The sequence below is a fragment of the Allobosea sp. TND4EK4 genome (assembly GCF_900156025.1).
Taxonomy (GTDB): Bacteria; Pseudomonadota; Alphaproteobacteria; order Rhizobiales; family Beijerinckiaceae; genus Allobosea.
Genome location: NZ_FTMO01000019.1, coordinates 19692 through 43132 on the forward strand (window position 1 = coordinate 19692; position 23441 = coordinate 43132).

Consider the following 23441-nt stretch of genomic DNA (forward strand, 5'->3'; position numbering starts at 1 on the left):
ACCGTCGCTTCAAGGCCGCTCGATGGACATCGGATATGGATTTTGATCTCTCGCCGGAGCAGACCCAGCTGAAGGCCGGCATCGACCGGCTGGTCGGCTCGGCATATGGCTCGCTCGAACAGCGCAATGCCCATGCGGCGGAGCCGCTCGGCTTCTCGGAGAAGGTCTGGGCGCAGTTCGTCGAGATGGGGCTGACCGGAATCCCCTTCAGCGAGGAGGAGGGCGGCTTCGGGGGCGGGCCCGTCGAGACGATGCTGGTCATGGAGGCGCTGGGAAGAGGGCTGGCGCTCGAACCCTACTTCGCCAGCGTCGTGCTGGGCGGCTGCGCGGTCAGGCTCGGCGGTTCGCAGGCCTTGAAGAGCTGCGTTATTCCCGGCATCGTCGAAGGCAGCATTCGGCTCGCTCTGGCGACCACCGAAAAGCAATCGCGCTACGATCTTTTCGACGTCGCCACGGTGGCGCGGTCCGATGCTGACGGCCTCGTGCTGGAGGGCGCGAAATGCGTGGTCCTTCACGGTGACAGCGCCAGCCATCTCGTCCTCAGCGCGCGAATGGCAGGGCAGCGGCGTGATCGCGACGGCGTCGGCCTGTTCCTCCTTCCGGCGGATGCTCCGGGCCTCAAGATCCACGGCTATCGGACCCAGGATGGCGGGCGGGCGGCGGAGATCTCGCTGTCGCAGGTCCGGCTCGGCGCGGATGCGATGATCGGCGAGCCCGGTCACGGATTCCCGATTCTCGAGAGGGTTGCGGAATTCGCCATCGCCGCTCTCGCGGCCGAAGCCGTCGGCATCATGGCGGCGCTCCTTCAGCTGACTGTGGACTATCTCAAGACCCGTCAACAGTTCGGCGGCCCGATCGCGCAGTTCCAGGTGCTGCAGCACCGCGCCGTCGATATGTTCATTGCGCTGGAGCAGGCACGCTCCATGGCATTCTACGCTGCCATGATGGTGGAGCATCCCGGCGCGGCCGAGCGGGCGGCGGCGCTGTCGGCCGTCAAAGTCCAGATCAACCGCTCATGCCGGCTGGTGGGGCAGGAGGCTGTGCAGCTTCACGGCGGCATCGGAATGACGATGGAGTACCGCGGTGCACATTACTTCAAGCGCCTCACGATGATCGAGAGCGCTTTCGGGGATACCGGCTACCACCTCAAGCGGATGGGCGATTTCGGCACTGCTGGCCAAAAGCGCTGATACCCGCCGCGCGGGCTCGGCCATGCCCGGATTCCTGTTCGAACCGCGACAGTGACGCGCCAGGCGCCGCAGTCGCAGGGCCAGTCACCGGGCGAAGGGCCCGGAGCTCTGGTTTGTTCCACTCACAAGGCAGCGATCGGCGCGGCGCAGTTGTCTATCGGGCTTCAGTGCGACATGACGAGCGGCAAGGAGCAGGATGCCAGCAGCGAGCGCGTCACTCCTCCAAGAACCGATTCCCTGAGCCGAGAGTGGCGGTAAGCGCCGCTGACGATCAACGACGCCTGGAATCCCACAGCCTCACGCTCGATGGCGGCCGCGACCGTCTCGCGGGAGCCCAGGGTCGTGTCGGAAACGGTGACGGAAATGCCGTGGTGGACCAGATGCGGCGCGAGATCGGAGCTCGGGATTGAATTCGACAGGTCCTTCTCGCCCGAAACCGAAACAATCACGACCTCCTCTGCGGCTTTGAGCAAAGGGAGAGCGGCCGCGACGGCCCGCGAGGCCGTTGCACTTCCGTCCCATGCGACGACGACCCGCTCGCAGGCGAACTCGCTCCGGTTCTTCGGCACGACCAGAACCGGTCTGCCGCTTCCGAACAGGCAGACTTCGATCAGGTCCCAGTATGTCTCCGTCGGCGATGGCTCGGCGTTCAGCACGGTGATGTCGTGGACCCGCGCCTGGGCGATGAAGCGATCGAGCAACTCCTGATAATAGAGCTGCGGGCTCTCGACCGTACAGACGACGCCGGCGAAATCTGCCTCCGCCTTCGCCAGCTCGGCCACACGTTCCGCCAGCGCGGCGATCCGGCGATTTTCCGCGGAGACGATGCTCTGCGCCAGCCCCGTGATCAGCGTATAAGGCACGTGAAAGCGGCCCGCCGGCGCCTGCACCGTGAGGTGGGCGCCCGCCTTACGGGCCAGCGAAAGCCCATATTGGAACGCCGAGCCGTCGTCATCGCGTCCTTCTTGCGCCAGCGTCACCAGCACGCTCTTGATACCGTCGATCATGATCGCCTCCTGATAACGTCCAACATGATGCGCCCGCGCTCGGCGCTCTTTGCGGTGGATCAAACCGTTTGTCCGCGGGGAAGGCTTCCATCAAGCGCCCCCTCCCGAGGGTGCCCGACGACGATCCCGAGCCTGCTTGCATGTCCCCCGGTCCGAGGAGACATCCGTATGTCGTTGTTCGACAAGCAGAGCGGCTCGCCCCTTGAGTTTTCCGTGGCCGAACGAGGCCTTTCCGCAACCGAGGTGGACCGCCACCGGCCTGTCACGCCGGAGGTCGCGGGTTCGAGCTTCGCGCCCGCGCCGCTTAAATCAAGCGCTTAGTCCGGTTGGCGCCTTCGACAGCCTTGACTTGAGCTCCTTGGATCCGCCCGATCTGCTTTCCAGAATTGCGCTTCCGGCCCGACCGAGACGAGCGGAAGAAGCGTCCCCTGCAGTGGTGTTCCAGGCCGCGCGTGCAGCTCCACTTCGCTACGCCGGAGGGCGGCCGACCGATGGTAGAAGAATCCGATGATCGGGAAAATCGGGGAAGGGGCGCGGATGACAGCCATGTTTTGTGCACAATATGAGAATTGTTGTGCCTGATATGGCGCTGGCTCTGCCGAAAGAATGTGCGGGTGGCGGGTTGGCGTTTCGAAGGGCGCTCGCGATAGTCGGGCCATGCAGGAAGAAGAGATTCATGCCGTCCTGACGCGGGTTCTGCTCGCGGGCCGGCTTCCGGGCGGGCTGAAGCTCGGCGAGCATCATCTGGCCGAGATCTTCGGCGTCAGCCGGGAACGCGTCCGCAAGGTGCTGCACAGGCTCGGCGCCGAAAGGCTGCTCGACATGGTCAGGAATCGCGGCGCCTTCACCCTCGCGCCGGACCTGCGCGAGGGCCATGTCGTCTACGAGGCGCGCCGCATCCTGGAGAGCGGCATGGCGGCTCATCTGGCCGCCAATCTCACACCGGCGCAGATCGAGAGGCTGCGCCGGCATGTCGAGGCCGAGGCGGAGGCGCTGCGCTGCGGCGACCAGGCGACCTGGCAGCGGCTCTCTGCTGAATTCCATTACCTGCTGGCCGAATTGACCGGCAACCCGCTCGTCCAGCGACATGCGCAGGAGCTGATCAGCCGCACGCTGATGCTGGTCAAGCGCTACGAGACCAGTGCCGGCTCCGCCTGCGGCTGCGACGAGCACCGGGCCATCTTCCGCGCGCTGGCGGCACGCGAGCGCGGCAAGGCCGTCAAGGCGATGACGACGCATCTCTCGCTGGTCGAGACCCGGCTCCGGCCCACATTGTGCGAGCCGGTCGGGCCCTCGGTGGAGGATGTCGTGACGGAAGAGCTCGCGCGCCATCAGGCGGGCGTGGTGCCGCTCGCCGAGGCGGGATGACGGAGAGGCACGCATGACCTACGATCTGATGAGGATCCTCGTCCTCAACCCCAACACCAGCGCGGACATGACCGGCCTGGTCATGCGTGTGCTGGAGCCGCTGACGCCGCCCGGCGTCAGGCTGAAACCCGCCACCGGTCGCTTCGGCGCCCGCTACATCTCCAGCCGCAGCGCCGGCGCGATCGCGGCCCATGCCGCGCTCGATGCCTATGCCGAGCACGGCGGGGATTGCGACGCGGTCTATCTTGCCTGCTTCGGCGATCCAGGTCTGTTCGCCCTGAAGGAACTGGCCAGCGTCCCGGTGATCGGCATGGCTGAGGCGGCTTGCCGGCGCGCCGCCGCCATTGGCGGCCGCTTCTCGATCGTCACCGGGGGCGAGCGCTGGGGGCCGATCCTGACCGAATTCGTCGCATCGCTCGGCTTGTCGGAGGCGCTCGCCTCGATCATCACCGTCGCGCCCACCGGCGGGGACATCGCGGCGGATCCCGAAGGCTCCATCGCGCTCCTCGCCAACGCCTGCCGGCAGGCGGCGGAACGGGACGGGGCAGGGACGGTGATCCTCGGCGGAGCCGGGCTTGCCGGCCTGGCTGCGCGCGTGCAGCCTCTGGTCAACACTCAGGTGCTCTGCTCGGCGGAAACCGGCTTCGCGGCCGTGCTGGACGCCCTGCACGGACCGACCGACAAGCCCTCCCGCGGGGACCTCGCCTTCCCGGCGCCCGTGCCGAGCACCGGGCTCTCGAAGCATCTTGCCGAGCTGATGTCGTCCGCGCCGCGCATTGCCTGACGATCGGGCAGTCGGAAGAAAGGGAAGAGCGCGTGCGCCTGCGTCGGACCGCCCGAGCCGCGCTCATCGTCCCGGCAGCAACCCGACGCTCATGGTCCCGTCGCTTTCGAGGATGACGAAATCCGCGTCCTCGACGCCACGGCCGCCTTTGGACCTGATGGCCGAAACCGCCTCCTCCCTCGTGACCCGCTCGGACCGGAGGGCGTCGTCGCAGAACTCCCCCTTGCGCACCAGGAGCGTCGGCTCGGAGCGGACAGCCTTGGCGAATCCCTTCGAGCGGACCGACATGAAGGCGACGAGGAACTGCATCGCGATCAGCAGGCCCAACGCCACGACCCCTTCGAGGAGGGCAACCGACTCCTGGAGGAGGATGGCCGACAATGTCGAACCGAGCGCCACCGTCACGACGAGATCGAACGCGTTGAGCTTCGCCAGCGTGCGCTTGCCGGAGATCCGAAGGATGGCGACGAGGGCGCCATAGGCCAGGAACCCCACGAAGATGGTGCGGACAACGCCGTGCCAGTCCTGAAACAGCATGCCCTGCCAGTTCATTCGTCGGCCCCCTTCCACGGAGCGTCGTCGGCCGCCGCCGATGCCAGGCCGCGCCGCCGCATGCAGGTGGCAGAGGCGGGGCTTTCCCGGGCGCGCTACCGTCTCCAACCGACGAGGTGCGGTTTCGTTCATGATCGCTCTCGTCATGGAAGGCTCCGCGTCGGCGGGCCGGTTTTCTCGTCCGAACAGGTGGCGGGCGTTCGCCCCGGCCGTGACGACTCTCGGCATCGCTTTGATGGTCGGCCTGCAGGCTGGGCGCGGGGGCTCCGCCGATCCGTGCGAACCGATCCCGCCCGGGAAGGTTGTGAGGATGGGCGCAGCAGGAGGCTCGGGCGATGCGGAGCGGTGGCGCGAACGTGAGGGGGAAGCGTTGATCTCGATCTTCGACCTTTCCGCGCTTCTGCTCGTGCTGTCGGCGCTGTTCGGCTGGGTGAACCACCGCTTCGTCCATCTGCCGCATGCCACGGGTCTGCTGGTGATCGGACTGTTCGCCTCCCTCGTCCTCGTCGGGATCGAGGCGATGTTCCCCGACGAACTGCTTTACAACCAGCTCGCGAGAGCGCTCCGGCAGATCGACTTCACCCGCGTCGTCATGGACGGGATGCTCGCCTTCCTGCTCTTTGCCGGGGCGATCCACCTCAACCTCCGCCTTCTGCGAAACAGGGCATGGCAGATCGCCTTCCTCGCCCTGATCGGGACAGCCCTCTCGACGCTGCTGGTCGGCGGCCTGTTCTGGTGGGCAGCGGGCCTGGCGGGGCTGCAACTCTCCTTGCCCTGGGCGCTCGTCTTCGGAGCGCTCATCAGCCCGACGGATCCGGTCGCGGTCCTCAATGTGCTGAGGAACGTCGATGTGCCGGACGAGGTCCAGATCGAGATGCAGGGCGAGGCGCTCTTCAACGACGGCGTCGGCGTCGTGCTCTTCAGCCTGCTGCTCGGCTTCGCCACCGGAATGGGCGATGGGAGCTTCACCGTCGCCAGCGCGTTCGAGCACCTCGCCGTGGAAGCGGGCGGCGGCATTCTTCTTGGGCTGTGCACAGGCTATGTCGCCTACCGGGCAATGCGTGCGATCGACGATTTCTCGGTCGAGGTGCTGATCACGCTGGCTCTTGTCGCCGGCACCTACGCTGCCGCGCAGAAGCTTGGGCTCAGCGGGCCCCTCTCCGTTGTCGCGTCCGGCATTGTCGTGGGCGACCTTGCGCCGCGGAACGCCATGAGCGAGCGCACACAGGGCTACGTATCCTCGCTCTGGACGCTGATCGACGAGGTCCTGAACTCGATCCTGTTCCTCCTGATCGGCCTCGAGGTGATCATCCTGCGCTTCGCGCAGACGGCCATCGGGCTGGCCGTCTGCGCGATCCCGATCGTGCTCGCCGCAAGGCTCGCGGCAGTCTCGATGCCGGTGCTGATGTTTCGCTGGACGGGTTCCCTCTCGGCCCGGAACATTCCGTTCCTGACCTGGGCGGGGGTGCGAGGCGGCATCTCCGTGGCGCTGGCGCTGTCGCTGCCGGACGGTCCGGAGAAATCCGTTGTCCTTGCCGCGACCTACGCCGTCGTGCTCTTCACCGTCGTCGTGCAGGGGCTGACGCTCGGCGCCGTCGCCCGCCGGACATGGCCACGCCGCTGAGCTTGTGGACCGACCTGTCGTCCGCGACGCCTGCGAGCGCGGCGGCGGTGCCGGGCCGTGCGCGCGGACCTTATGCCCGCGAACGGGGCATGGCACCGATAACCGCCCGATTGTCGATGCGGGCTTGATCTGCAGCAAGGCGGCTGTCACCTCTTGGGCCGTATAGGCCTGCTCTCCTGGGAGATCTGGACATGCGCCGTGCTGCAATCGCCTTTCTCGCCGCGCTGACCCTGTCGGCGCCAGGAGCGCAGGCGCAATCCCGCATCAAGGCGTTGATCGAGAGGTTGCGTGGCGATGCGATGCCTGACGGCATCGTCAAGACCAATGGCCGCATCGAAGCCACGCAGGTCGACGTCGCCTCGAAATATGCAGGCCGCCTGGCGGAAGTCACGGTCAAGGAGGGCGACGACGTGACCGCCGGCCAGGTGATCGCCCGCATCTCGTCGCCGGAATACGAGGCGCAGTTGCGGGCCGCGCAGGCGAAGGTGCTGCGGGCCCGTCAGGCGCTCGCCGAGGCCGAGGCCCTCATCGCCCAGCGCAAGAGCGACCAGATCCTCGCCCGCACCGACGCCGAGCGTGGCAAGGAGCTGGTCACGAAGGGCTATCTCAGCAAGCAGGTCGACGACCAGCGCTCGGCGAAGGCCGATGCCGCCGACGCCGCCTTGCGCGCCGCGCAGGCGCAGCGCGACCAGGCCCAGTTCGCGATCCACGCCTCCGAAGCCGATGCCGAGCAGATCAAGGCGATCCTCGTCGACCTCGTGCTGCTGGCGCCGCGCAGCGGCCGCGTCCAGTACCAGCTCGCCCGCAGCGGCGAGGTGGTCGCAGCCGGCACGCGCGTTGTCACCATCCTCGACCTCTCGGATGTCTACATGACGATCTACCTGCCGGCCGGGCAGGCGGGACAGCTCGCGCTGGGTGACGAGGCAAGGATCATCCTCGATCCCGTGCCTCAGTACGTCATCCCTGCGACGGTCAGCTTCGTCGCTGCCGACGCGCAGTTCACCCCCAAGGCGGTCGAGACCGCCGAGGAACGTGAGAAGCTGGTGTTCCGCGCCAAGCTTCAGCTCGATCGCGACCTGCTCGCCAAATACCACCGGCAGGTGAAGACCGGCGTGCGCGGGCTCGGCTTCGTGCGGACTTCGCCCTCCGCAAAATGGCCCGACTCGCTGGCCGTGAAGCTGCCATGACGGAACCCGGCTTTGCGGCCAGCCTCGCCGGGGTGACGCATCGCTACGGCAAGGTGACGGCCCTCGATGCGCTGACGCTCGACATCCCCGCCGGGCGCATGATCGGCGTGATCGGTCCGGATGGCGTCGGCAAATCGACGCTGCTCGCTCTGGTCGCCGGCGTCCGGATGATCCAGCAGGGCAGGGTCCACGCCCTTGGCGGCGATCTCGCCGTGAAGGCCGAGCGCGAGGCGAGGCGCGGGCAGATCGCCTATATGCCGCAGGGGCTGGGGCGCAATCTCTATCCGACGCTGTCGGTCTTCGAGAACATCGATTTCCACGCCCGGCTGTTCGGGCAGGGGGCCGCCGAGCGCCGCGGCCGCATCGACGAACTGCTCAAGGCGACAGGGCTCGATCCTTTCGAGGCAAGGCCCGCCGCGAAGCTGTCCGGCGGCATGAAGCAGAAGCTCTCGCTCTGCTGCGCGCTGATTCACGATCCAGACCTGCTGATCCTCGACGAGCCGACCACCGGCGTCGATCCTCTCTCGCGCGGGCAGTTCTGGGACCTGATCGACACGATCCGTGCCCGCCGGCCGGGCATGAGCGTCATCGTCGCGACGGCCTATATGGAGGAGGCCGAGCGTTTCGACTGGCTGGTCGCCATGGATGACGGCAAGGCGATCGCGACGGGCACGCCGGCCGAGCTGCGCCGGAAGGCGGGGCAATCGACGCTGGAGGCCGCCTTCGTCGCGCTGCTGCCGGAGGCCAAGCGCGCGCAGCACCGGGAGGTCGTGCTGCGGCCCCGCATCGTCGGCGACGACGCCACACCCGCGATCGAGGCGGAGGGCCTGACGCGAAGCTTCGGCGATTTCGTCGCGGTCGACCATGTCAGCTTCCGCATCGGGCGGGGCGAGATCTTCGGCTTTCTCGGCTCGAATGGCTGCGGCAAGTCGACCACGATGAAGATGCTGACCGGGCTGTTGCCGGCGACCGAAGGCACGGCCAGGCTCTTCGGCCAGCCCCTGGCCGCCGACGACATGGAGACGCGCCGGCATGTCGGCTACATGTCGCAGGCCTTCTCGCTCTACAGCGAGCTGACCGTCCGCCAGAACCTCGTGCTGCATGCCGAGCTCTATCATCTGCCGCCGGCCGAAATCCCCGCTCGGATCGCCGAGCTTCTGACGCGCTTCGATCTCGCGTCCGTCGCCGAGGAGCGGCCCGACAGCCTGCCGCTCGGCATCCGCCAGCGCCTCCAGCTCGCCGTCGCCGTGCTGCACCGCCCGGCCATGCTGATCCTCGACGAGCCGACCTCGGGCGTCGATCCGATCGCGCGCGACGCCTTCTGGCGCACGCTGATCGACCTCTCGCGCGACGACGGGGTCACCATCTTCCTCTCGACCCATTTCATGAACGAGGCGGAGCGGTGCGACCGGATCTCCTTCATGCATGCCGGCAAGGTGCTGGCGGTCGGCACGCCGCGGGAGCTGGTGGAAAAGCGCGGCGCGAACACGCTGGAAGAGTCCTTCATCGCCTATCTCAAGGAGGCGTCAGGAGTCGCGGACGCACCGGCAGAGCCGTCCGCCGAGCCTGCCGCCGCTGCCATGCGGCCGGTCCCGCCGGCGCGCCGCTTCGATCCGCGCCGGCTCTGGGCCTGCACGAGGCGGGAGACGATGGAGCTCCTGCGGGATCCGATCCGGCTGAGCTTCGCCTTCCTGGGGCCGCTCCTGCTGATGCTCGCGTTCGGCTTCGGCATCTCCTTCGATGTCGAGAAGCTGAAATTCGCGGCCTTCGATCAGGACAATTCGATGGAGAGCCGGCAACTGGTCGAGGCCTTCTCCAGCTCCCGCTATTTTTCCGAGCAGGCGCCGATCCGCAGCACGGGCGAACTCGACGAGCGCCTGCGGAGCGGCGAGCTGCAGCTCGTGATCGAGATCCCTCCCTCCTTCGGACGCGATCTGATGAGCCGGCGCCTGCCGGAGCTCTCGGTCCTGCTCGACGGGGCCATGCCGTTTCGTGCCGAGACCACGCGCGGCTATGTCACGGGCCTGGCGGCGCAATACGCGCAGAGCTTCGCGGCCTCCCGGGCCGCGTCCAGCCATGGGGCGACGCCGGTTACGATCGAGACCCGCTTCCGCTACAACCAGGCCTTCAAGAGCGCCAACGCGATGGTGCCGAGCGTGATCATGCTGATGCTGATCCTGATCCCGGCGATCATGTCGGCGATCGGCGTCGTCCGCGAGAAGGAGACAGGCTCGATCGCCAATTTCCGCTCGACGCCGATCAGCCGTTTCGAATTCCTGTTCGGCAAGCAGCTGCCCTATATCGCCGTCGCGATGGGCAGCTTCGCGATGCTGGTGCTGATCGCGTTGCTCGTGTTCGCGGTGCCGATCAAGGGCTCGGCCTGGGTGCTGGCGCTCGGCACCTTGCTGTATGTCTCGGCGACCACGGGTTTCGGCCAGCTCGTCTCGAGCTTCACGCGCACGCAGGTCGCCGCGGTCTTCGCCACGGCCATCCTGTCGATCATCCCGGCGGTGAATTTCTCGGGACTGATGGTGCCGGTCGCCTCGCTCTCGGGCGGCGGCCGCATCCTCGGCATGAGCCTGCCGCCGGCCTGGTATCAGCCTGTCAGCGTCGGTGTCTTCACGAAGGGGCTGGGGCCGGCCGAGCTCTGGCCGAATCTCGTGATGCTCGGCTTCTTCTTCCTGCTCTTCCTGCTCGTCGCGCAATTGGCGCTGAGCAAGCAGGAGGCTTGAGATGGCGGCGCTCGTCATCCACCTCCAGAACATCCTGCGCCTGGTGGTGAAGGAGCTGCGCAGCCTGAGGGCGGACCCGATCATGCTGGTGCTGGTGGTCTATGCCTTCACCATCGCGGTCTACACGGTCGCGAACGGCGTGAAGCTGGAGGCGCGCGATCTCACCATCGGAATCGTCGACGAGGACCAGTCGGAGTTCTCGCGCAGCCTGCTCGGCACCTTCGGGCCGCCGTTGTTCAAGCTCTCGACGCGCATCGCCGCCAACCAGATCGACGCCGAGATGAACTCCGGCCGTCTGGTCTTCGTGCTGGAAATACCGCCCCGATTTCAGGCGGACCTCCAGGCTGGCCGCTCGCCGACGCTGCAGCTCAACATCGACGCGACCGCGATGACCCAGGCGGGCAACGGAGCGGTCTATATCCAGCAGATCATCGCTCAGGAGATCGCCAACCGGCAGGCCGGGCGCGAGTCCACGCCCGCATCGCCGATCAATCTCGTGGTGCGGGCGCGCTTCAACCCCAATCTCGATTCCGGCTGGTTCAGCTCGGTGATGCAGGTGCTGAACAACGTCACCCTGCTGACCATCATCCTGACCGGGGCGGCCCTGATCCGCGAGCGCGAGCAGGGCACGGTGGAACATCTTCTGGTGATGCCGGTCACGCCGGTCGAGATCATGCTCGCCAAGATGACGGCGAACGCGCTGGTCATCATGGCCGCGGCGGTGGCCTCGCTCGTCGTCGTCGTCGAAGGAGCGCTTGGCGTTCCGGTCGCCGGCTCGCTGCTGCTCTTCGTGCTGGGGACGGCGATCTACGCCTTCGCTGTGGCGGCGCTCGGCATCCTGCTCGGGACGCTGGCGACCACCATGGGCCAGTTCGGCCTGCTCGCCATTCCGGTTTTCGTGGTCACTCAGCTCCTCTCCGGCGCCACGACCCCGATGGAGAGCATGCCGGTCTGGTTGCAGTGGATCATGAGGATCTGCTCGCCGACGCCGCATTTCGTCGCCTTCTCGCAGGGCGTGCTCTACCGCGGCGCCGGCCTCGATGTGGTCTGGCCCGAGATCGCCAAGATCAGCGCGATCGGCGCGGCCTATTTCACCGTTGCGCTCGCCCGCTTCCGAAAAGTCATCTTCGCCTGAACTGGCATGCGGCCGTTCGGCAGCCGGCCGCGTTGTCCGCAGGACCCGGCGCCGCGGCCGCCGCCGAGACGGAGCGTCCGGAACCCCAGCGCGCCACCGATGTTCTGGACAGGAGCCGGCTGTCCGGGCCGCGGATCCATGGGTGGGGGAAAAGCATTGCAGGCACCGTCTCGTCGCGCCGTTCTCGGCCTGCTCTCGAGCGCATGCATTCTGCCGGGCCATGCCTTGCAGGCCCAGGCCCCCGCGCGGCCCGGGCCGGGAAGGGGCTTCGGTTACGAGGACGTGGTCGAGAGGGCAAAGGCGCTGGCGAAACAGCCCTTCGACGCCGCGAGCGCGACGATCCCCAGCGAACTCTCGAAGCTGACCTATGACAGCTACCGTGAGGTTCGCTTTCGCCGCGACAAGGCGTTCTGGCGTGAGGGCGGGTCGGATTTCCGCCTTCTGCCGTTCCATCTCGGCTTTCTGCACGACAAGCCGGTCCAGATTCATCTCATCGATCATGGAACGGCGGTGCCGATCCCCTTCACGACCGGCCTGTTCGAATATGGCAAGGTGCCGGTCCCGAAGGGGCTCTCGCCGGCCTTGGGCTTCGCGGGGTTCACCGTCACCACCAATCTGAACGATCCCAAGGTCCAGGACGAAGTCGTCTCGTTCCTGGGGGCGAGCTATTTCCGGCTGATCGGGCGGGGCCATCGCTATGGGCTTTCGGCCCGCTCGCTGGCGCTCGACGTCGGCGGGCAGCAGCCCGAGGAGTTCCCGTTCATGCGGGCGCTCTGGGTCGAGGAGCCTACGCCGGATACCACCGAGCTCGTCATCTACGCGCTGGTCGATTCCCCGTCGGTGACCGCGGCCTTCCGCTATGCCGTGAGCCCCGGGCTCGAAACCCATATGGACATCACCGCGACGATCATTCCGCGCCGGGAAATCGAGCGAATCGGCATCGCGCCCCTGACCTCGATGTTCCAGGCCGGCGAGGGCGATCTCGGGCTGCGAACCGATTTCAGGCCCGAAATCCACGATTCGGATGGGTTGATGATGAACTCCGGCAGTGGCGAATGGATATGGCGCCCGCTCCGCAATCCCAAGGCGTTGCGCATCTCGAGCTTCCACGACAAGAACCCGCGTGGCTTCGGCCTGATGCAGCGCGACCGCGAATTCGGAAGCTACCAGGATCTCGAGGCCCGCTACGATGCCAGGCCCGGCTACTGGGTCCAGCCGCAGGGGGACTGGGGCGAGGGGCGCATCGATCTCGTCGAGATCCCCACCGACAACGAGGCCTTCGACAACATCGTCGCCTGCTGGACGCCGAATATCCCCTTGCCAACCGGACAGGCGACGGAGCTGCGCTACCGCATCTCGGCACTCTCGACGACCTCGCTTCTCCACCCCTATGCCCAAGTGCACCAGAGCTTTGCCGGATCGGACATCGAGGACGGCGTCGCGGAGGGGCAGGGAAGGAAGCGCTTCATCGTCGACTTCGCCGGCGGAGACCTCGCCTATTACCAAGGCGCCCCCGATCGCCTGGAACTGGTCGCGACGACGACCGGCGGCGCGATCACCACCAAGATCCTGACCTATCATGCCCCGCTTAAGGGCGTGCGCGCCATCGTCGACGCGACCTTGCCGGACGGCCAGTCTGCGGAGCTGCGCATGTTTATCAAGACGCGCAACCGGACCCTGAGCGAAACCTGGACGGCCACCTGGTCGGTCCCGCCGGGCGACACGGCGAGGGCGCAGGTGCCGCAGGCCCAGCCGGCCCGGCAGTGAATTCACTGGCGCCTCGATGCTGATGACTTTGCGACGCCACCCGGTCCTTGCTGCGCTGGTCTCGGCGGTGCTCGGGATCGTCGGCTGCCTGGTGGTGATCAACCTGATCCCGGAGCCGCAGGAGCTGAGGGAGCCGCTGCCGCATCACCTGGCTTCGTCCGACCGCCAGCTCAAGACATCGATGGGCGCGCTGTTCGGATCGAACTACGTGCCCGGCAACAGGGTGGAGACCCTCGTCAACGGCGACCGGATCTTTCCCTCGATGCTGCGTGCCATCCGCGAGGCGCGGCAGACCATCACCTTCGAGACCTACATCTACTGGCGCGGCGCCATCGCGCGGGAATTTGCCGAGGCGCTGTCGGCCAAGGCGCGAGAAGGCTTGAGCGTGAAGGTCCTGCTCGATTGGGTCGGGAGCAAACCCATGGATCTGGAGCTGATCCGGCTGATGAAGGATGCCGGCGTCGAGGTCGTGCGGTTCCGCCCTGTCACCTGGTACACGCTCGACCGGCTCAACAACCGGACCCATCGCAAGCTGCTGGTCGTCGATGGCCGCATCGGCTTCAGCGGGGGCGTCGGTATCGCCGACGAGTGGAACGGCGACGCCCGCTCGCCCAACGAATGGCGGGACACTCATTACCGCATCGAGGGACCGGCTGCGGCGGAATTCCAGGCGGCCTTCGCCGAGCACTGGATCGAGGCGACCGGCGAACTGCTGATGGGAGACCGCTTCTTTCCGGAGATCCGCCCGGTCGGCGATCATGCAGCACAGGTGGTGATCAGTTCCACCCATCAGCGCAATGTTATGCATCTCATGCTGATGACGGCCTTGGCCTCGGCGCAGAAGAGCATCCGGATCGCGACGCCCTATTTCGTGCCGGACGAGCTGATACGCCGGCAACTGCTCGAGGCCCGGCAGCGCGGCGTCGAGATCCAGATCATCGTGCCCGGTCCGCAGATCGACGCCCGCGTGGTCAGGAAGGCCTCCCGGCATCTGTGGGGCGAGTTGCTGCAGGCCGGCATCAGGATCAGCGAGTACCAGCCCACATTTTTCCACTGCAAGCTGGTGGTCGTGGACGACGTCTGGACCTCGGTCGGCTCGACGAACATCGATGACCGCGCCCTGCGACTGAACGACGAGGCGAACATCAACCTGTTCGACCAGGCGTTCGCACAGGCGCAGATCGCCATCTTCGACAAGGATGTCGCAGTCTCGAAGCCGTATTCCTTCGCGGACTGGCAGAATCGATCGGCGAGCGACAAGGTCATGGACTGGCTCTCCAGCCTGGCGCGTTCGCAGATCTGAGCGCAAAGGCCGGTTCGCCGTCGCTCCGCATCCGGCGGCGACGAGCCATGATGCCGTGCTATGTGGTATGCGCCCACCGCCAGGGCAGCCCATGCCAGCGAAAGCGCCGTCGCCTTGAACCTGAAATTCCTTGAGACCTTCGTCTGGGTCGCCAGGCTCCGCAATTTCTCGCTGGCGGCCGAGAAGCTCTGCACGACGCAGGCGGCCGTCTCCAACCGCATCGCGACGCTGGAGCGCGAGCTCGGCGTGCGACTGTTCGAGCGCGATCTGCGTACCGTGAGCCTGACGCTGCACGGCCAGCGAGCGCTGCCGCAGGCCGAGGCGATCATGCGGCAAGTCGCCGAGCTGGAGCGCTCCATCGCCGATGCCGGCCAGCTTCGCGGCACGGTGATGATCGGCGCGATCGACTCCATCGTCTATGCCTGGCTGCCGCGGCTGATCGAGCGGGTGAAGGAGAGCTACCCGAATGTCGCGATCGACCTGAACGTCGACACCAGCCTGAACCTCGCCCGGCAGATCCAGGATGGGCAGATCGATCTCGGCCTGATCATGGGGCCGGTGGTCGCTCCCCATATCCGCAACATCGAGCTCTGCGTCTTCGACTGCCTGTGGATCGGTTCGTCCCGGCTGCCGCTCCAGGCGGGCCGGCTCAGCATCGCCGACCTCTCGGATTATCCGATCTTCGCCTATTCACGGGGCTCGCAGCCGCATCAATCCGTCCTGCGGGCGATCGAGCTCGCCGGTGTCGACCCCGACACCGTGCGCGTCTTCAATTCGAACTCCCTCGCCACGATTACGCGGCTGATCCGCGACGGCGTCGGCGTCGCCGTGCTGCCGCAGGTGGTGGTGCAGGAGTTCCTCGACAGCGGGGAACTGCGGACGCTGGATGTCGAGGCGAGGCTCCCGGCCCTGCATTTCCACGCGGTCTATCACGACGACCCCGGCAACACGCTGCCCGCCCTGATCGCGGACATGGCGGCGGAGATCGCCGCCTCGACGGCTGCCCGCTAGAACGCCGCCGCACGGGTCCGCTGCGGCCGCGAAGGAAAAATCCCGTGACGCAGCAACAGGTTGAGTGGTCGTGTTCCTGCCTTGTGAGGCGGCAGGACATGGTCACCGGCCGGTCATAAGCAATTCTTGTCGAGGCGGACAAGAATTTCGCGTTTGCCGGGCCAGTTCGGGTTTGGTCTGCTTCTGCACGCCGGGACCGTCGCGCATTCCCGTCGACGCGCGGGCCGTGCCAGGGAGAACGTCGTGAAGGTTTCGCTCATCCAGATGAACTCGCAGGACGACAAGGCCGCGAACCTCAAGACGGCGCGCGCCATGGTCGAGAAGGTCGTCGCCGAGGACCGGCCCGATCTCATCGTCCTGCCGGAATACTACGCTTTCCTCGACGGCAGCCCGGCCGCCATGCGCGACAGCGCCGAAACCTTCCCGAACGGCGAGAGCTACCGCCTGATGTCGGGCCTGGCCGAGAAGCACGGCGTCACCATCCACGCCGGCAGCGTCTGCGAGCGCGACGGGGACGACTACTTCAACACGACGGTCGTTTTCGGGCCGGACGGCAAGGAGCTGGCCCGCTACCGCAAGATCCACCTCTTCGACGTCGATGCGCCCGGCGGCGTCAGCTACCGCGAGTCCAACATGGTCTCGCGCGGCAAGGAGGTCGTGACCTACACGGTCGGCGACAAGACCGTCGGCTGCGCGATCTGCTACGACATCCGCTTCCCCGAGCTGTTCCGCAAGCTGCGAGACGCGGGCGCCGATGTGATCGTCCTGCCCGCCGCCTTCACCCTGATGACCGGCAAGGACCATTGGGAACTGCTGGCCCGGGCCCGCGCCTGCGAGACGCAGACCTGGTTCCTCGCCACCGGCCAGACCGGCACCCACGCCCAGGGCAAGAACGCCTGCTACGGCCATTCGATGGTGATCAACCCCTGGGGCCACGTCACGGCACAGGCCTCGGACGGCATCGGCACGACCAGCGGCCGGCTCGACTTCGACTACACCGGCAAGGTCCGCGCCGCGGTGCCCGTTGCCAACCACCACGTCCTCGCCTGAGCGGAAAGCGACCTGCCATGTTCATCGTCAACCCGATGCCGGCCCAGATCTCGGGCGACCTGGTCGCCCTCCTGCAGCAATGCGAGGTGGCCACGATCGGCCATGTGCTGCATTCCGGCTTCGTCGACCGCGAGATCCGCGCGGTCCTGCCGAGCAAGCGCATCGCCGGCACGGCCGTGACGATCCGCATCCCACATGCGGACTCGACCGCGCTGCACTACCTGACGAAGATGGTCCGTCCGGGCGACGTGGTGGTGATCGACCGCTGCGGCGACGACAAGCACGCCTGCTGGGGCGGAGTCGTCACCCATGCCATGAAGAACGCCGGCGTCGCCGCCGGCGTCATCGACGGCCCGGCCACCGACTTCTCCGAGATCGTCAAGACCGACATGCCGATGTGGTGCCGCGGCCCCTCGCCGATCACCACCAAGATCCTCGGCACCGAGGGGGCGATCAACGTGCCGGTCAGTGTCGGCGGCCAGACGATCGAGCCGGGCGACGCGGTGCTCTGCGACGAAAGCGGCGTGGTCGTGCTGAAGGCGGCCGCGGCGGAAGCCTATGCCCGCCGTGCGATCGAAATGCAGCAGCAGGAGCTCGTGCTGCTGGAGCGCCTGCGCAAGGGCGAGAAGCTGCCCGACATCTCGGGCGCTACCAAGATGGTGGAGGAGAAGCTGGCAAAGGCCTGAACATCTGCGTGTTTCTATCATGACGGGCGCCATAACGAAGCCCGCACAACCATAACAGAGGGGATCACCGCATGAAGATTTCGACGACTTTCACCCTGTCCGCGCTGCTTCTGGCCGGCGTCTCGACGCAGGCGCTCGCCCAGCAGCAGACCGTTACGGTCATGGGCTATTCCGGCCTGTTCCAGGAGCGCTACACCAAGGCCGTGGTCGAGCCTTTCATGAAGGCCAATCCCGGCATCAAGGTCGAGTATTTCCCGATGCCGAACTCGGCCCAGATGCTCGGCACGCTGCGGGCGCAGAAGGCCGCGCCCCAGGCCGACGTGGTGATCATGGACGTCTCGGTCTCGAAGGCCGCGACCGACGAGAAGCTCCTGACCAAGATCGACGAGAAGGTCTCCAAGAACGTTGCCGATCTCTACCCCAACGCCCGCATCGCCGATGTCGACGGGGTGGCCGTGACCTTTGACAATCTCGTGATGCTCTACAACGCCGACCAGGTGAAAAGCGCCCCGACGAGCTGGCTCGACATGGCCAAGCCGGAGTTCAAGGGCAAGGTTGCGATCCCCGGCATGCCCGACATCCAGGGCCTCTCCCTCGTCCTGATCCTCGACAAGGCCGGCGGTGGCGCCGACTACCTCAAGAGTGTCGACAAGGGCATCGCCGCGATGGGCGAGATCGCCCCGAGCGTCCAGACCTGGGAGCCCAAGCCGGAGGTCTATCCGGTGATCATTTCCGGGCAGGCGGTGATCGGCGCCGGCTGGAACGCCCGCGCCCAGGTCAATGCGGACACCTCCGGCGGCAAGCTCAAGGCGATCCTCCCCAAGGAAGGCAGCGTCTTCCAGATCAACACGATCAACTATGTCGCGAACGGACCGGGCAAGGACGCCGGCGCCAAGTTCATCGACTACGCTCTCTCGCCGGAGGCCCAGAAGGCCTTCACCGAGAGCATGTTCTACGCCCCGACCAACGCCAAGGCGCAGATCTCGGAGGCCGCCATCGCCCGCACCGCGGTGAAGTCGATGGACAAGGTCATTCCGGTCGACTGGATCGCGCTCGCCAAGGTCCGTGAGCCGATCATGGAGCAGTGGCGCCGCAAGGTGATCCCGCTGAGCCGCTGATCGTTCCACGCAAGGCAGGAGCAGAGCGATGGCCGAGCACGGCTTCCTCTCCATTCGCGGGCTGACGAAGCGCTATGCCGGCTTCACGGCCGTCGACGGGCTCGATCTCGAAGTGCCGAAGGGCGATCTCGTCGCCTTTCTCGGCCCTTCGGGCTGCGGCAAGACGACCTCGCTCAGGATGATCGCCGGCCTCGTGCCGGCGACCTCCGGCCGGATCGTCGTCGGTGGGCAGGACCTCACCACCGTCGAGACGCATCGGCGCGACATGGGGCTGGTCTTCCAGAGCTATGCGCTGTTCCCGCATATGAGCATCGCGAAGAACGTCGCCTTCGGCCTCGAGATGCGAAAAGTCCCGAAGGACGAGATCGCCCGGCGGGTGAAGGAGGCGATCGCCCTCGTGCACCTGACCGGCAAGGAGGAACAGAGGCCGGCCCAGCTTTCCGGCGGCCAGCAGCAGCGCGTGGCACTGGCGCGCGCGCTGGTGATCAGGCCCTCGATCCTGCTGCTCGACGAGCCGCTCTCCAATCTCGACGCGAAGCTGCGCGACGAGATGCGCAACGAAATCCGCGACATCCAGCAGCGCCTCGGCATCACCGCGATCTTCGTCACGCATGATCAGGGCGAGGCCCTGACCATGTGCGACAAGGTGGTGGTGATGAACCAGGGCCGGCTGGAGCAGATCGGCACGCCGGTCGATCTCTATGAGCGCCCGGCGACGGCCTTCGTCGCGAGCTTCGTCGGCCGTACCAACCGCCTCAAGGCCGTGGCCAGGGACGGGGCCGCCGACTTCGCCGGCCAAACGGTGCCGGCGCCGGGCCTCAGCGGGCCGGTCGAGGTGATGATCCGCCCGCACCGGGTCGCCCTGGCGACGTCGGGCGGGGAGGGGGTCCCCGGCAGGATCGCGCGCGCGATCTTCTCGGGCGACATCCTGCAATATGACGTCGACGTCGCCGGCCAGATCGTCTCTGTCGAGCTTGCGACGCGGGGCGGCGAGACGGTGCTGGAGCCCGGCACGCCTGTCAGCCTCTCCTGGCGGCCGCAGGACGTCTTCGTCTACGGAGCGGCGGCGTGAGTGCCGCTGCCGGCTTGGCCGCGCCGATCGCTTCCGCGCCGAAGCGGGGCAGCGGCTTCGGGCTCGCGGTGGCCCTTCTGGCGCCGATCGCGCTGGTCAATGCCGCCGGATTCCTGCTGCCGGTGCTGAACCTCGCCCGCATGTCCTTCTACGAGGTCGAGCCGACCGGGACGATGCGCGAGGTCTACACCCTCGCCACCTGGGCGAAGCTGATCACCGACAGCTTCTATGGCGAACTTCTCCTGAACAGCATCACCGTCAGCCTCGGAATCACGCTCCTGACGCTGCTCTGCTCCTATCCGATCGCGCTCTATCTGCACCGCTCCAGCGGCACCTGGAAGACGATCCTGCTCGTGCTGGTAATCTCGCCGCTGCTGACCTCGGCGGTGGTCCGCACCTATGGCTGGATCGCGATCCTGTCCGACAGCGGCCTCGTCAACAACGGCCTGGCCGCGCTCGGCCTCGCGCGGATCAGGCTGATGTTCAACCAGATCGGCGTCACCATCGGCCTGACCGAAATCCTGATGCCCTACATGATCCTCGCGCTGCTCGCCGGTTTCGGCCGGCTCGATCCGCGCATCGAGGAGGCGGCCTCGACCTTGGGTGCGCCGCCCTTCACCGTCTTCCGCCGCATCATCCTGCCGCTGACGCTGCCTGGGATCGCGCTCGGCTGCCTGCTCTGCTTCGTGCTGGCGGTCTCGTCCTTCATCACGCCGAAGCTGCTCGGCGGCGGCCGCGTCTTCCTGCTGGCGACCGAGATCTATGACCAGGCCATCGTGACGCTGAACTGGCCGCTGGCCGCGACGCTTTCGCTGATCGTGCTCGGCGTCTTCGGCGGCGCGCTGGTGCTCTACACCCGCGCCTTGCGCGCGATCATGTGAGGGAGGTGGCCTATGGATGAACGTCCCGTCTCCCTCACGCTGAAGCTGCTCGCCCTGGCGATGTTCGTCTTCTTGCTGGCGCCGCTGATCGTCGTCGTGCCGATCTCCTTTTCGGGCGACGCCTATATGACCTTCCCGCCGACGAGCTGGAGCCTGAAATGGTATCCGGCGATCTTCAAGGACGGGACGATGACGGCGGCCTTCTGGACCAGCATCGTGCTGGCCTGTGTCGTCACCGCCTTGAGCCTGCTGATTGCGCTGCCGGCCGCCTGGTGCCTCGTGCGCCTGAAGCCGCGTGGCGCCGAGGTGATGTCGAGCCTGTTCACCGCGCCGCTTCTGCTGCCGACCATCGTGCTCGGCCTCGCCATCCTGATCGTCTTTGCCCGCTTCGGCCTGCTCGCGACCTTCCCGGGTCTGGTTGCGGCGCATCTCATCGTGACGCTTCCCTATGCGCTCAGGGTGCTGGCGACGGCGCTGGCGACCCTGCCGCTGGCGGTGGAGGAGGCTGCCGCGACGCTGGGAGCCTCGCCGCTCACGGTGTTCCGCCGCATCACCCTGCCGATGATGAAATCAGGCCTGATCGGCACGACGGCGCTGTGCTTCCTCGTCTCCTTCGACGAGGTCGTGCTCTCGCTCTTCATGACCGGCCCGCGCATCCAGACGCTGCCGGTCGCGATGTACCACCATGTCGAGCAGCAGGCGGATCCGCTCGTCGCGGCTCTCTCCGTGCTGCTCGTCGTCCTCACCCTTCTCGTCGTGCTCGTGGTCGACCGCACCTCCGGTCTGGCCAAGACCTTCGTGAAATGACCGCCATGCCCGAGCATTCCGGCGCGTAGAGCGCGCCAGACGTACTGCACCGCCTTTTAGACCACCCGACCCGCTCGCCGACCGCGAGCGGGAACCCTGGAGCCTTGCCCGTGGAACCCGACATCCGCATCGCCGTCGATATCGGCGGCACCTTCACCGACATCGAAATCCTCGACGCCGAATCCGGCGCCATCCACCAGATCAAGACCCCCAGCACCCCGTCCGATCCTTCCGTCGGCCTGCTGACCGGCATCCGCCAGGCCTCGGAGCGCTTCGGCTTCCCGATGGAGGCCGTCCAATACCTCCTTCACGGCACGACGATCGCCACCAATGCGGTGCTGGAGCGCAAGCTGCCGCTCGGCGCGGTCATCACCACCGCCGGCTTCGAGGACGTCATGCAGATCGGCCGCCATGGCCGCACCGACGTCTACGCCATCACGCTCGCCCAGCCCGCCCCTCTCGTCGCCCGCCGGCTCTGCTTCGGCGTGACCGAGCGGGTAAACGCGGCGGGCGAGGTGACCGTGCCGCTCGACGAGGCAGGCGTGCGCCGCGTCGCGGCCCAGATCGCCGAGGCCGGAGCGAAATCCGTCGCTGTCTGCCTGCTCCACGCCTATGCCAACCCGGCCCATGAGCGCCGCATCGGCGAGATCCTGAGCGAGGCTCTGCCCGGCGTGGCGGTGACGCTGGCTTCCGACATCTCCCCCGAGATCCGCGAATACGAGCGCATGTCGACCACGGCGCTCAACGCCATGCTGGTCCCGATCGTCCAGCGCTACACTGACCGGCTGGCGGGGTGCCTCAAGGAGGAATTGCCAGAGGCGCAGGTCTATCTCGTGCAGTCGAACGGCGGCGTCGCCGGCCTCGCCAAGGCCGGGCGCGAACCGGCCCGCCTGCTGCTCTCCGGCCCCAGCGGCGGCGCGGCGGCGGCAAAGCGCCTGTCCGCCACGCTGGACGAGCCGAACCTCGTCGCCGTCGACATGGGCGGCACATCCTTCGACGTTTCCGTCGTCCATGACGGCGAGGTCGCCATGGTCAACGAGGGCGAGGTCGACGGCCTGCCCGTCCGCCTGCCGATGATCGAGATGCGGACCATCGGCGCCGGCGGCGGCTCCATCGCCTGGGTCGACGAGGGTGGGCGCCTGCGCATCGGCCCGCATTCGGCCGGCGCTGATCCCGGCCCCGCCTGCTACGGCAAGGGCGGCACCCAGTTCACGGTCACCGACGCCAATCTCCTGCTCGGCCGGCTCGATGGGACGAGCTTCATGGGCGGCGCCATGCCGCTCGACCCCGAGGCGGCCCGCCAGGCGGCGGAGCCGATCGCGGCGCGCCTCGGCCTCACCATCGACCAGGTCGCGGCCGGCGTGATCGACGTCGCCAATTCGGCGCTCGCAACCGCGACCCGGCTCTCGCTCTTCGAAAAGGGCATGGACCCCGAGGATTTCGCGCTGCTGTCGTTTGGTGGCGCCGGCGGCGTCCATGCCTGCGAGGTGGCCGAGGAGCTCGGCATTCGCCGCGTCGTCTTCCCGGCTCATGCCTCGACGCTCTCGGCATGGGGCATCCTCTGGTCCGACATCGCTCATGATCTCAGTGCCACGCAGATCGGCCTGCTGAGCGACGTGGCGCCAGCCCTCTCGCGCACCGCGGAGCGCCTCGTCGCCGATGCCCGCGCGCTGCTTTTGGAAGACGGCGTGCCCGAGGCAGCGCAGCGCTTCGAATGGGCGCTCGACCTGCGCTATGCCGGACAGGCCTTCGATCTGCGCGTCCCGCTCGCCGGTGCGGATTTCTCAGCCCCCGGCGTCGAGACGGCGACGGCCGCCTTCCACGCCCTGCACCGCCAGCGCTTTTCCTATGACGAGCCCTCCGTGCCGGTGGAAACGGTGGCGCTTCGTCTGAAGGCGGTCGGCGCGCTGGCCAAACCCACTGCGGTGTCCACCGAGGCTGCGCTCGCCGCGCCGTCCGGGCGCAGCCGCCCGGTCCATGGCCGCCACGGCCCCCTCGCCACGCCGGTGCGCGACCGCGATTCCATCGGCACCACCGAGCCGGTCACCGGCCCGGTTGTGGTCGAGGAGCCCTATACCTCGATCTACCTGCCGGCTGGCTGGTCCATCCTCGCCCATGCCTCCGGCGCGCTCGTCGCCGACCGTCTCGCCAGCCATTGAGGGGCACG

Annotated in this window: 19 protein-coding genes; 17 read left to right on the forward strand and 2 right to left on the reverse strand. The window is 67.2% G+C overall.

Going from position 1 to position 23441, the window contains the following annotated elements:
• Positions 1-35: 35 nt before the first annotated feature.
• The gene (locus BW981_RS18965; RefSeq protein WP_076442080.1) at positions 36-1190 is read left to right on the forward strand and encodes an acyl-CoA dehydrogenase family protein; all 1155 of its coding nucleotides are present in this window, start codon (positions 36-38) and stop codon (positions 1188-1190) included.
• 164 nt (positions 1191-1354) lie between these two features.
• On the opposite strand, the gene BW981_RS18970 is transcribed toward BW981_RS18965, so the two are convergent.
• Entirely contained in the window at positions 1355-2176 is an 822-nt protein-coding gene (locus BW981_RS18970) for a universal stress protein (protein WP_244560379.1), read from the reverse strand.
• A 678-nt stretch (positions 2177-2854) separates the two neighbouring features.
• On the opposite strand from BW981_RS18970, the gene BW981_RS18975 reads away from it, so the two are divergent.
• Both BW981_RS18975 and BW981_RS18980 read left to right on the forward strand, forming a co-directional pair.
• Entirely contained in the window at positions 2855-3565 is a 711-nt protein-coding gene (locus BW981_RS18975) for a GntR family transcriptional regulator (RefSeq protein ID WP_076442084.1), read from the forward strand.
• Positions 3566-3578: 13 nt separating this feature from the next.
• Positions 3579-4349, forward strand: a complete 771-nt coding sequence (locus BW981_RS18980) for an aspartate/glutamate racemase family protein (RefSeq protein ID WP_244560380.1) — start codon at positions 3579-3581, stop codon at positions 4347-4349.
• 63 nt (positions 4350-4412) lie between these two features.
• Here the strand turns inward: BW981_RS18980 and BW981_RS18985 are convergent, their stop codons facing one another.
• Positions 4413-4901 carry a DUF421 domain-containing protein gene (locus tag BW981_RS18985; protein ID WP_076442086.1) on the reverse strand — a complete coding sequence of 163 codons (489 nt, stop codon included), beginning with the start codon at positions 4899-4901 and terminating at the stop codon, positions 4413-4415.
• A 370-nt stretch (positions 4902-5271) separates the two neighbouring features.
• Here BW981_RS18985 and BW981_RS18990 point away from each other — a divergent pair, with 370 nt between their 5' ends.
• The 14 genes from BW981_RS18990 (at position 5272) to BW981_RS19055 (ending at position 23433) form a co-directional block, all read left to right on the forward strand.
• Complete coding sequence (locus BW981_RS18990) at positions 5272-6525, forward strand: cation:proton antiporter (protein WP_076442088.1); 1254 nt, start codon at positions 5272-5274, stop codon at positions 6523-6525.
• Between the two features lie 191 nt (positions 6526-6716).
• Positions 6717-7712 carry an HlyD family secretion protein gene (locus BW981_RS18995; RefSeq protein ID WP_076442090.1) on the forward strand — a complete coding sequence of 332 codons (996 nt, stop codon included), beginning with the start codon at positions 6717-6719 and terminating at the stop codon, positions 7710-7712.
• Positions 7709-10444, forward strand: coding sequence for a ribosome-associated ATPase/putative transporter RbbA (gene rbbA, locus BW981_RS19000; RefSeq protein WP_076442092.1), 2736 nt, complete (start codon positions 7709-7711; stop codon positions 10442-10444). Before BW981_RS18995 ends, rbbA begins: the two co-directional genes overlap by 4 nt.
• Position 10445: 1 nt before the next feature.
• Positions 10446-11579, forward strand: a complete 1134-nt coding sequence (locus BW981_RS19005; RefSeq protein ID WP_076442094.1) for an ABC transporter permease — start codon at positions 10446-10448, stop codon at positions 11577-11579.
• A gap of 138 nt (positions 11580-11717) precedes the next feature.
• Positions 11718-13346, forward strand: a complete 1629-nt coding sequence (locus tag BW981_RS19010; RefSeq protein ID WP_076442096.1) for an OpgD/OpgG family glucan biosynthesis protein — start codon at positions 11718-11720, stop codon at positions 13344-13346.
• A 22-nt stretch (positions 13347-13368) separates the two neighbouring features.
• A complete protein-coding gene (locus tag BW981_RS19015; protein WP_076442139.1) occupies positions 13369-14649 on the forward strand; it encodes a phospholipase D-like domain-containing protein in 1281 nt (426 codons plus the stop codon).
• 60 nt (positions 14650-14709) lie between these two features.
• Complete coding sequence (locus BW981_RS19020; RefSeq protein WP_244560382.1) at positions 14710-15660, forward strand: LysR family transcriptional regulator; 951 nt, start codon at positions 14710-14712, stop codon at positions 15658-15660.
• A 243-nt stretch (positions 15661-15903) separates the two neighbouring features.
• Positions 15904-16710, forward strand: a complete 807-nt coding sequence (locus BW981_RS19025) for a carbon-nitrogen hydrolase family protein (RefSeq protein ID WP_076442098.1) — start codon at positions 15904-15906, stop codon at positions 16708-16710.
• Positions 16711-16727: 17 nt separating this feature from the next.
• Complete coding sequence (locus tag BW981_RS19030) at positions 16728-17396, forward strand: RraA family protein (protein ID WP_076442100.1); 669 nt, start codon at positions 16728-16730, stop codon at positions 17394-17396.
• 161 nt (positions 17397-17557) lie between these two features.
• Positions 17558-18514, forward strand: coding sequence for an ABC transporter substrate-binding protein (locus BW981_RS19035; protein WP_348521416.1), 957 nt, complete (start codon positions 17558-17560; stop codon positions 18512-18514).
• 28 nt (positions 18515-18542) lie between these two features.
• On the forward strand, positions 18543-19586 hold the full coding sequence (locus BW981_RS19040; protein ID WP_076442103.1) for an ABC transporter ATP-binding protein: 1044 nt from the start codon (positions 18543-18545) through the stop codon (positions 19584-19586).
• 14 nt (positions 19587-19600) lie between these two features.
• On the forward strand, positions 19601-20467 hold the full coding sequence (locus BW981_RS19045) for an ABC transporter permease (protein ID WP_244560383.1): 867 nt from the start codon (positions 19601-19603) through the stop codon (positions 20465-20467).
• A gap of 12 nt (positions 20468-20479) precedes the next feature.
• Positions 20480-21274, forward strand: a complete 795-nt coding sequence (locus BW981_RS19050) for an ABC transporter permease (protein WP_076442107.1) — start codon at positions 20480-20482, stop codon at positions 21272-21274.
• A gap of 110 nt (positions 21275-21384) precedes the next feature.
• Complete coding sequence (locus BW981_RS19055) at positions 21385-23433, forward strand: hydantoinase/oxoprolinase family protein (RefSeq protein ID WP_076442109.1); 2049 nt, start codon at positions 21385-21387, stop codon at positions 23431-23433.
• Positions 23434-23441 lie beyond the last annotated feature (8 nt).

Bases quoted from the DNA above. Each gene is read 5' to 3' on its own strand.
- BW981_RS18965 (WP_076442080.1), top strand. From the start codon at position 36: ATGGATTTTGATCTCTCGCCGGAGCAGACCCAGCTGAAGGCCGGCATC.
- BW981_RS18975 (WP_076442084.1), top strand. From the start codon at position 2,855: ATGCAGGAAGAAGAGATTCATGCCGTCCTGACGCGGGTTCTGCTCGCG.
- BW981_RS18980 (WP_244560380.1), top strand. From the start codon at position 3,579: ATGACCTACGATCTGATGAGGATCCTCGTCCTCAACCCCAACACCAGC.
- BW981_RS18985 (WP_076442086.1), bottom strand. From the start codon at position 4,901: ATGAACTGGCAGGGCATGCTGTTTCAGGACTGGCACGGCGTTGTCCGC.
- BW981_RS18995 (WP_076442090.1), top strand. From the start codon at position 6,717: ATGCGCCGTGCTGCAATCGCCTTTCTCGCCGCGCTGACCCTGTCGGCG.
- rbbA (WP_076442092.1), top strand. From the start codon at position 7,709: ATGACGGAACCCGGCTTTGCGGCCAGCCTCGCCGGGGTGACGCATCGC.
- BW981_RS19005 (WP_076442094.1), top strand. From the start codon at position 10,446: ATGGCGGCGCTCGTCATCCACCTCCAGAACATCCTGCGCCTGGTGGTG.
- BW981_RS19010 (WP_076442096.1), top strand. From the start codon at position 11,718: ATGGGTGGGGGAAAAGCATTGCAGGCACCGTCTCGTCGCGCCGTTCTC.
- BW981_RS19015 (WP_076442139.1), top strand. From the start codon at position 13,369: ATGACTTTGCGACGCCACCCGGTCCTTGCTGCGCTGGTCTCGGCGGTG.
- BW981_RS19020 (WP_244560382.1), top strand. From the start codon at position 14,710: ATGTGGTATGCGCCCACCGCCAGGGCAGCCCATGCCAGCGAAAGCGCC.
- BW981_RS19030 (WP_076442100.1), top strand. From the start codon at position 16,728: ATGTTCATCGTCAACCCGATGCCGGCCCAGATCTCGGGCGACCTGGTC.
- BW981_RS19035 (WP_348521416.1), top strand. From the start codon at position 17,558: ATGGGCTATTCCGGCCTGTTCCAGGAGCGCTACACCAAGGCCGTGGTC.
- BW981_RS19040 (WP_076442103.1), top strand. From the start codon at position 18,543: ATGGCCGAGCACGGCTTCCTCTCCATTCGCGGGCTGACGAAGCGCTAT.
- BW981_RS19050 (WP_076442107.1), top strand. From the start codon at position 20,480: ATGGATGAACGTCCCGTCTCCCTCACGCTGAAGCTGCTCGCCCTGGCG.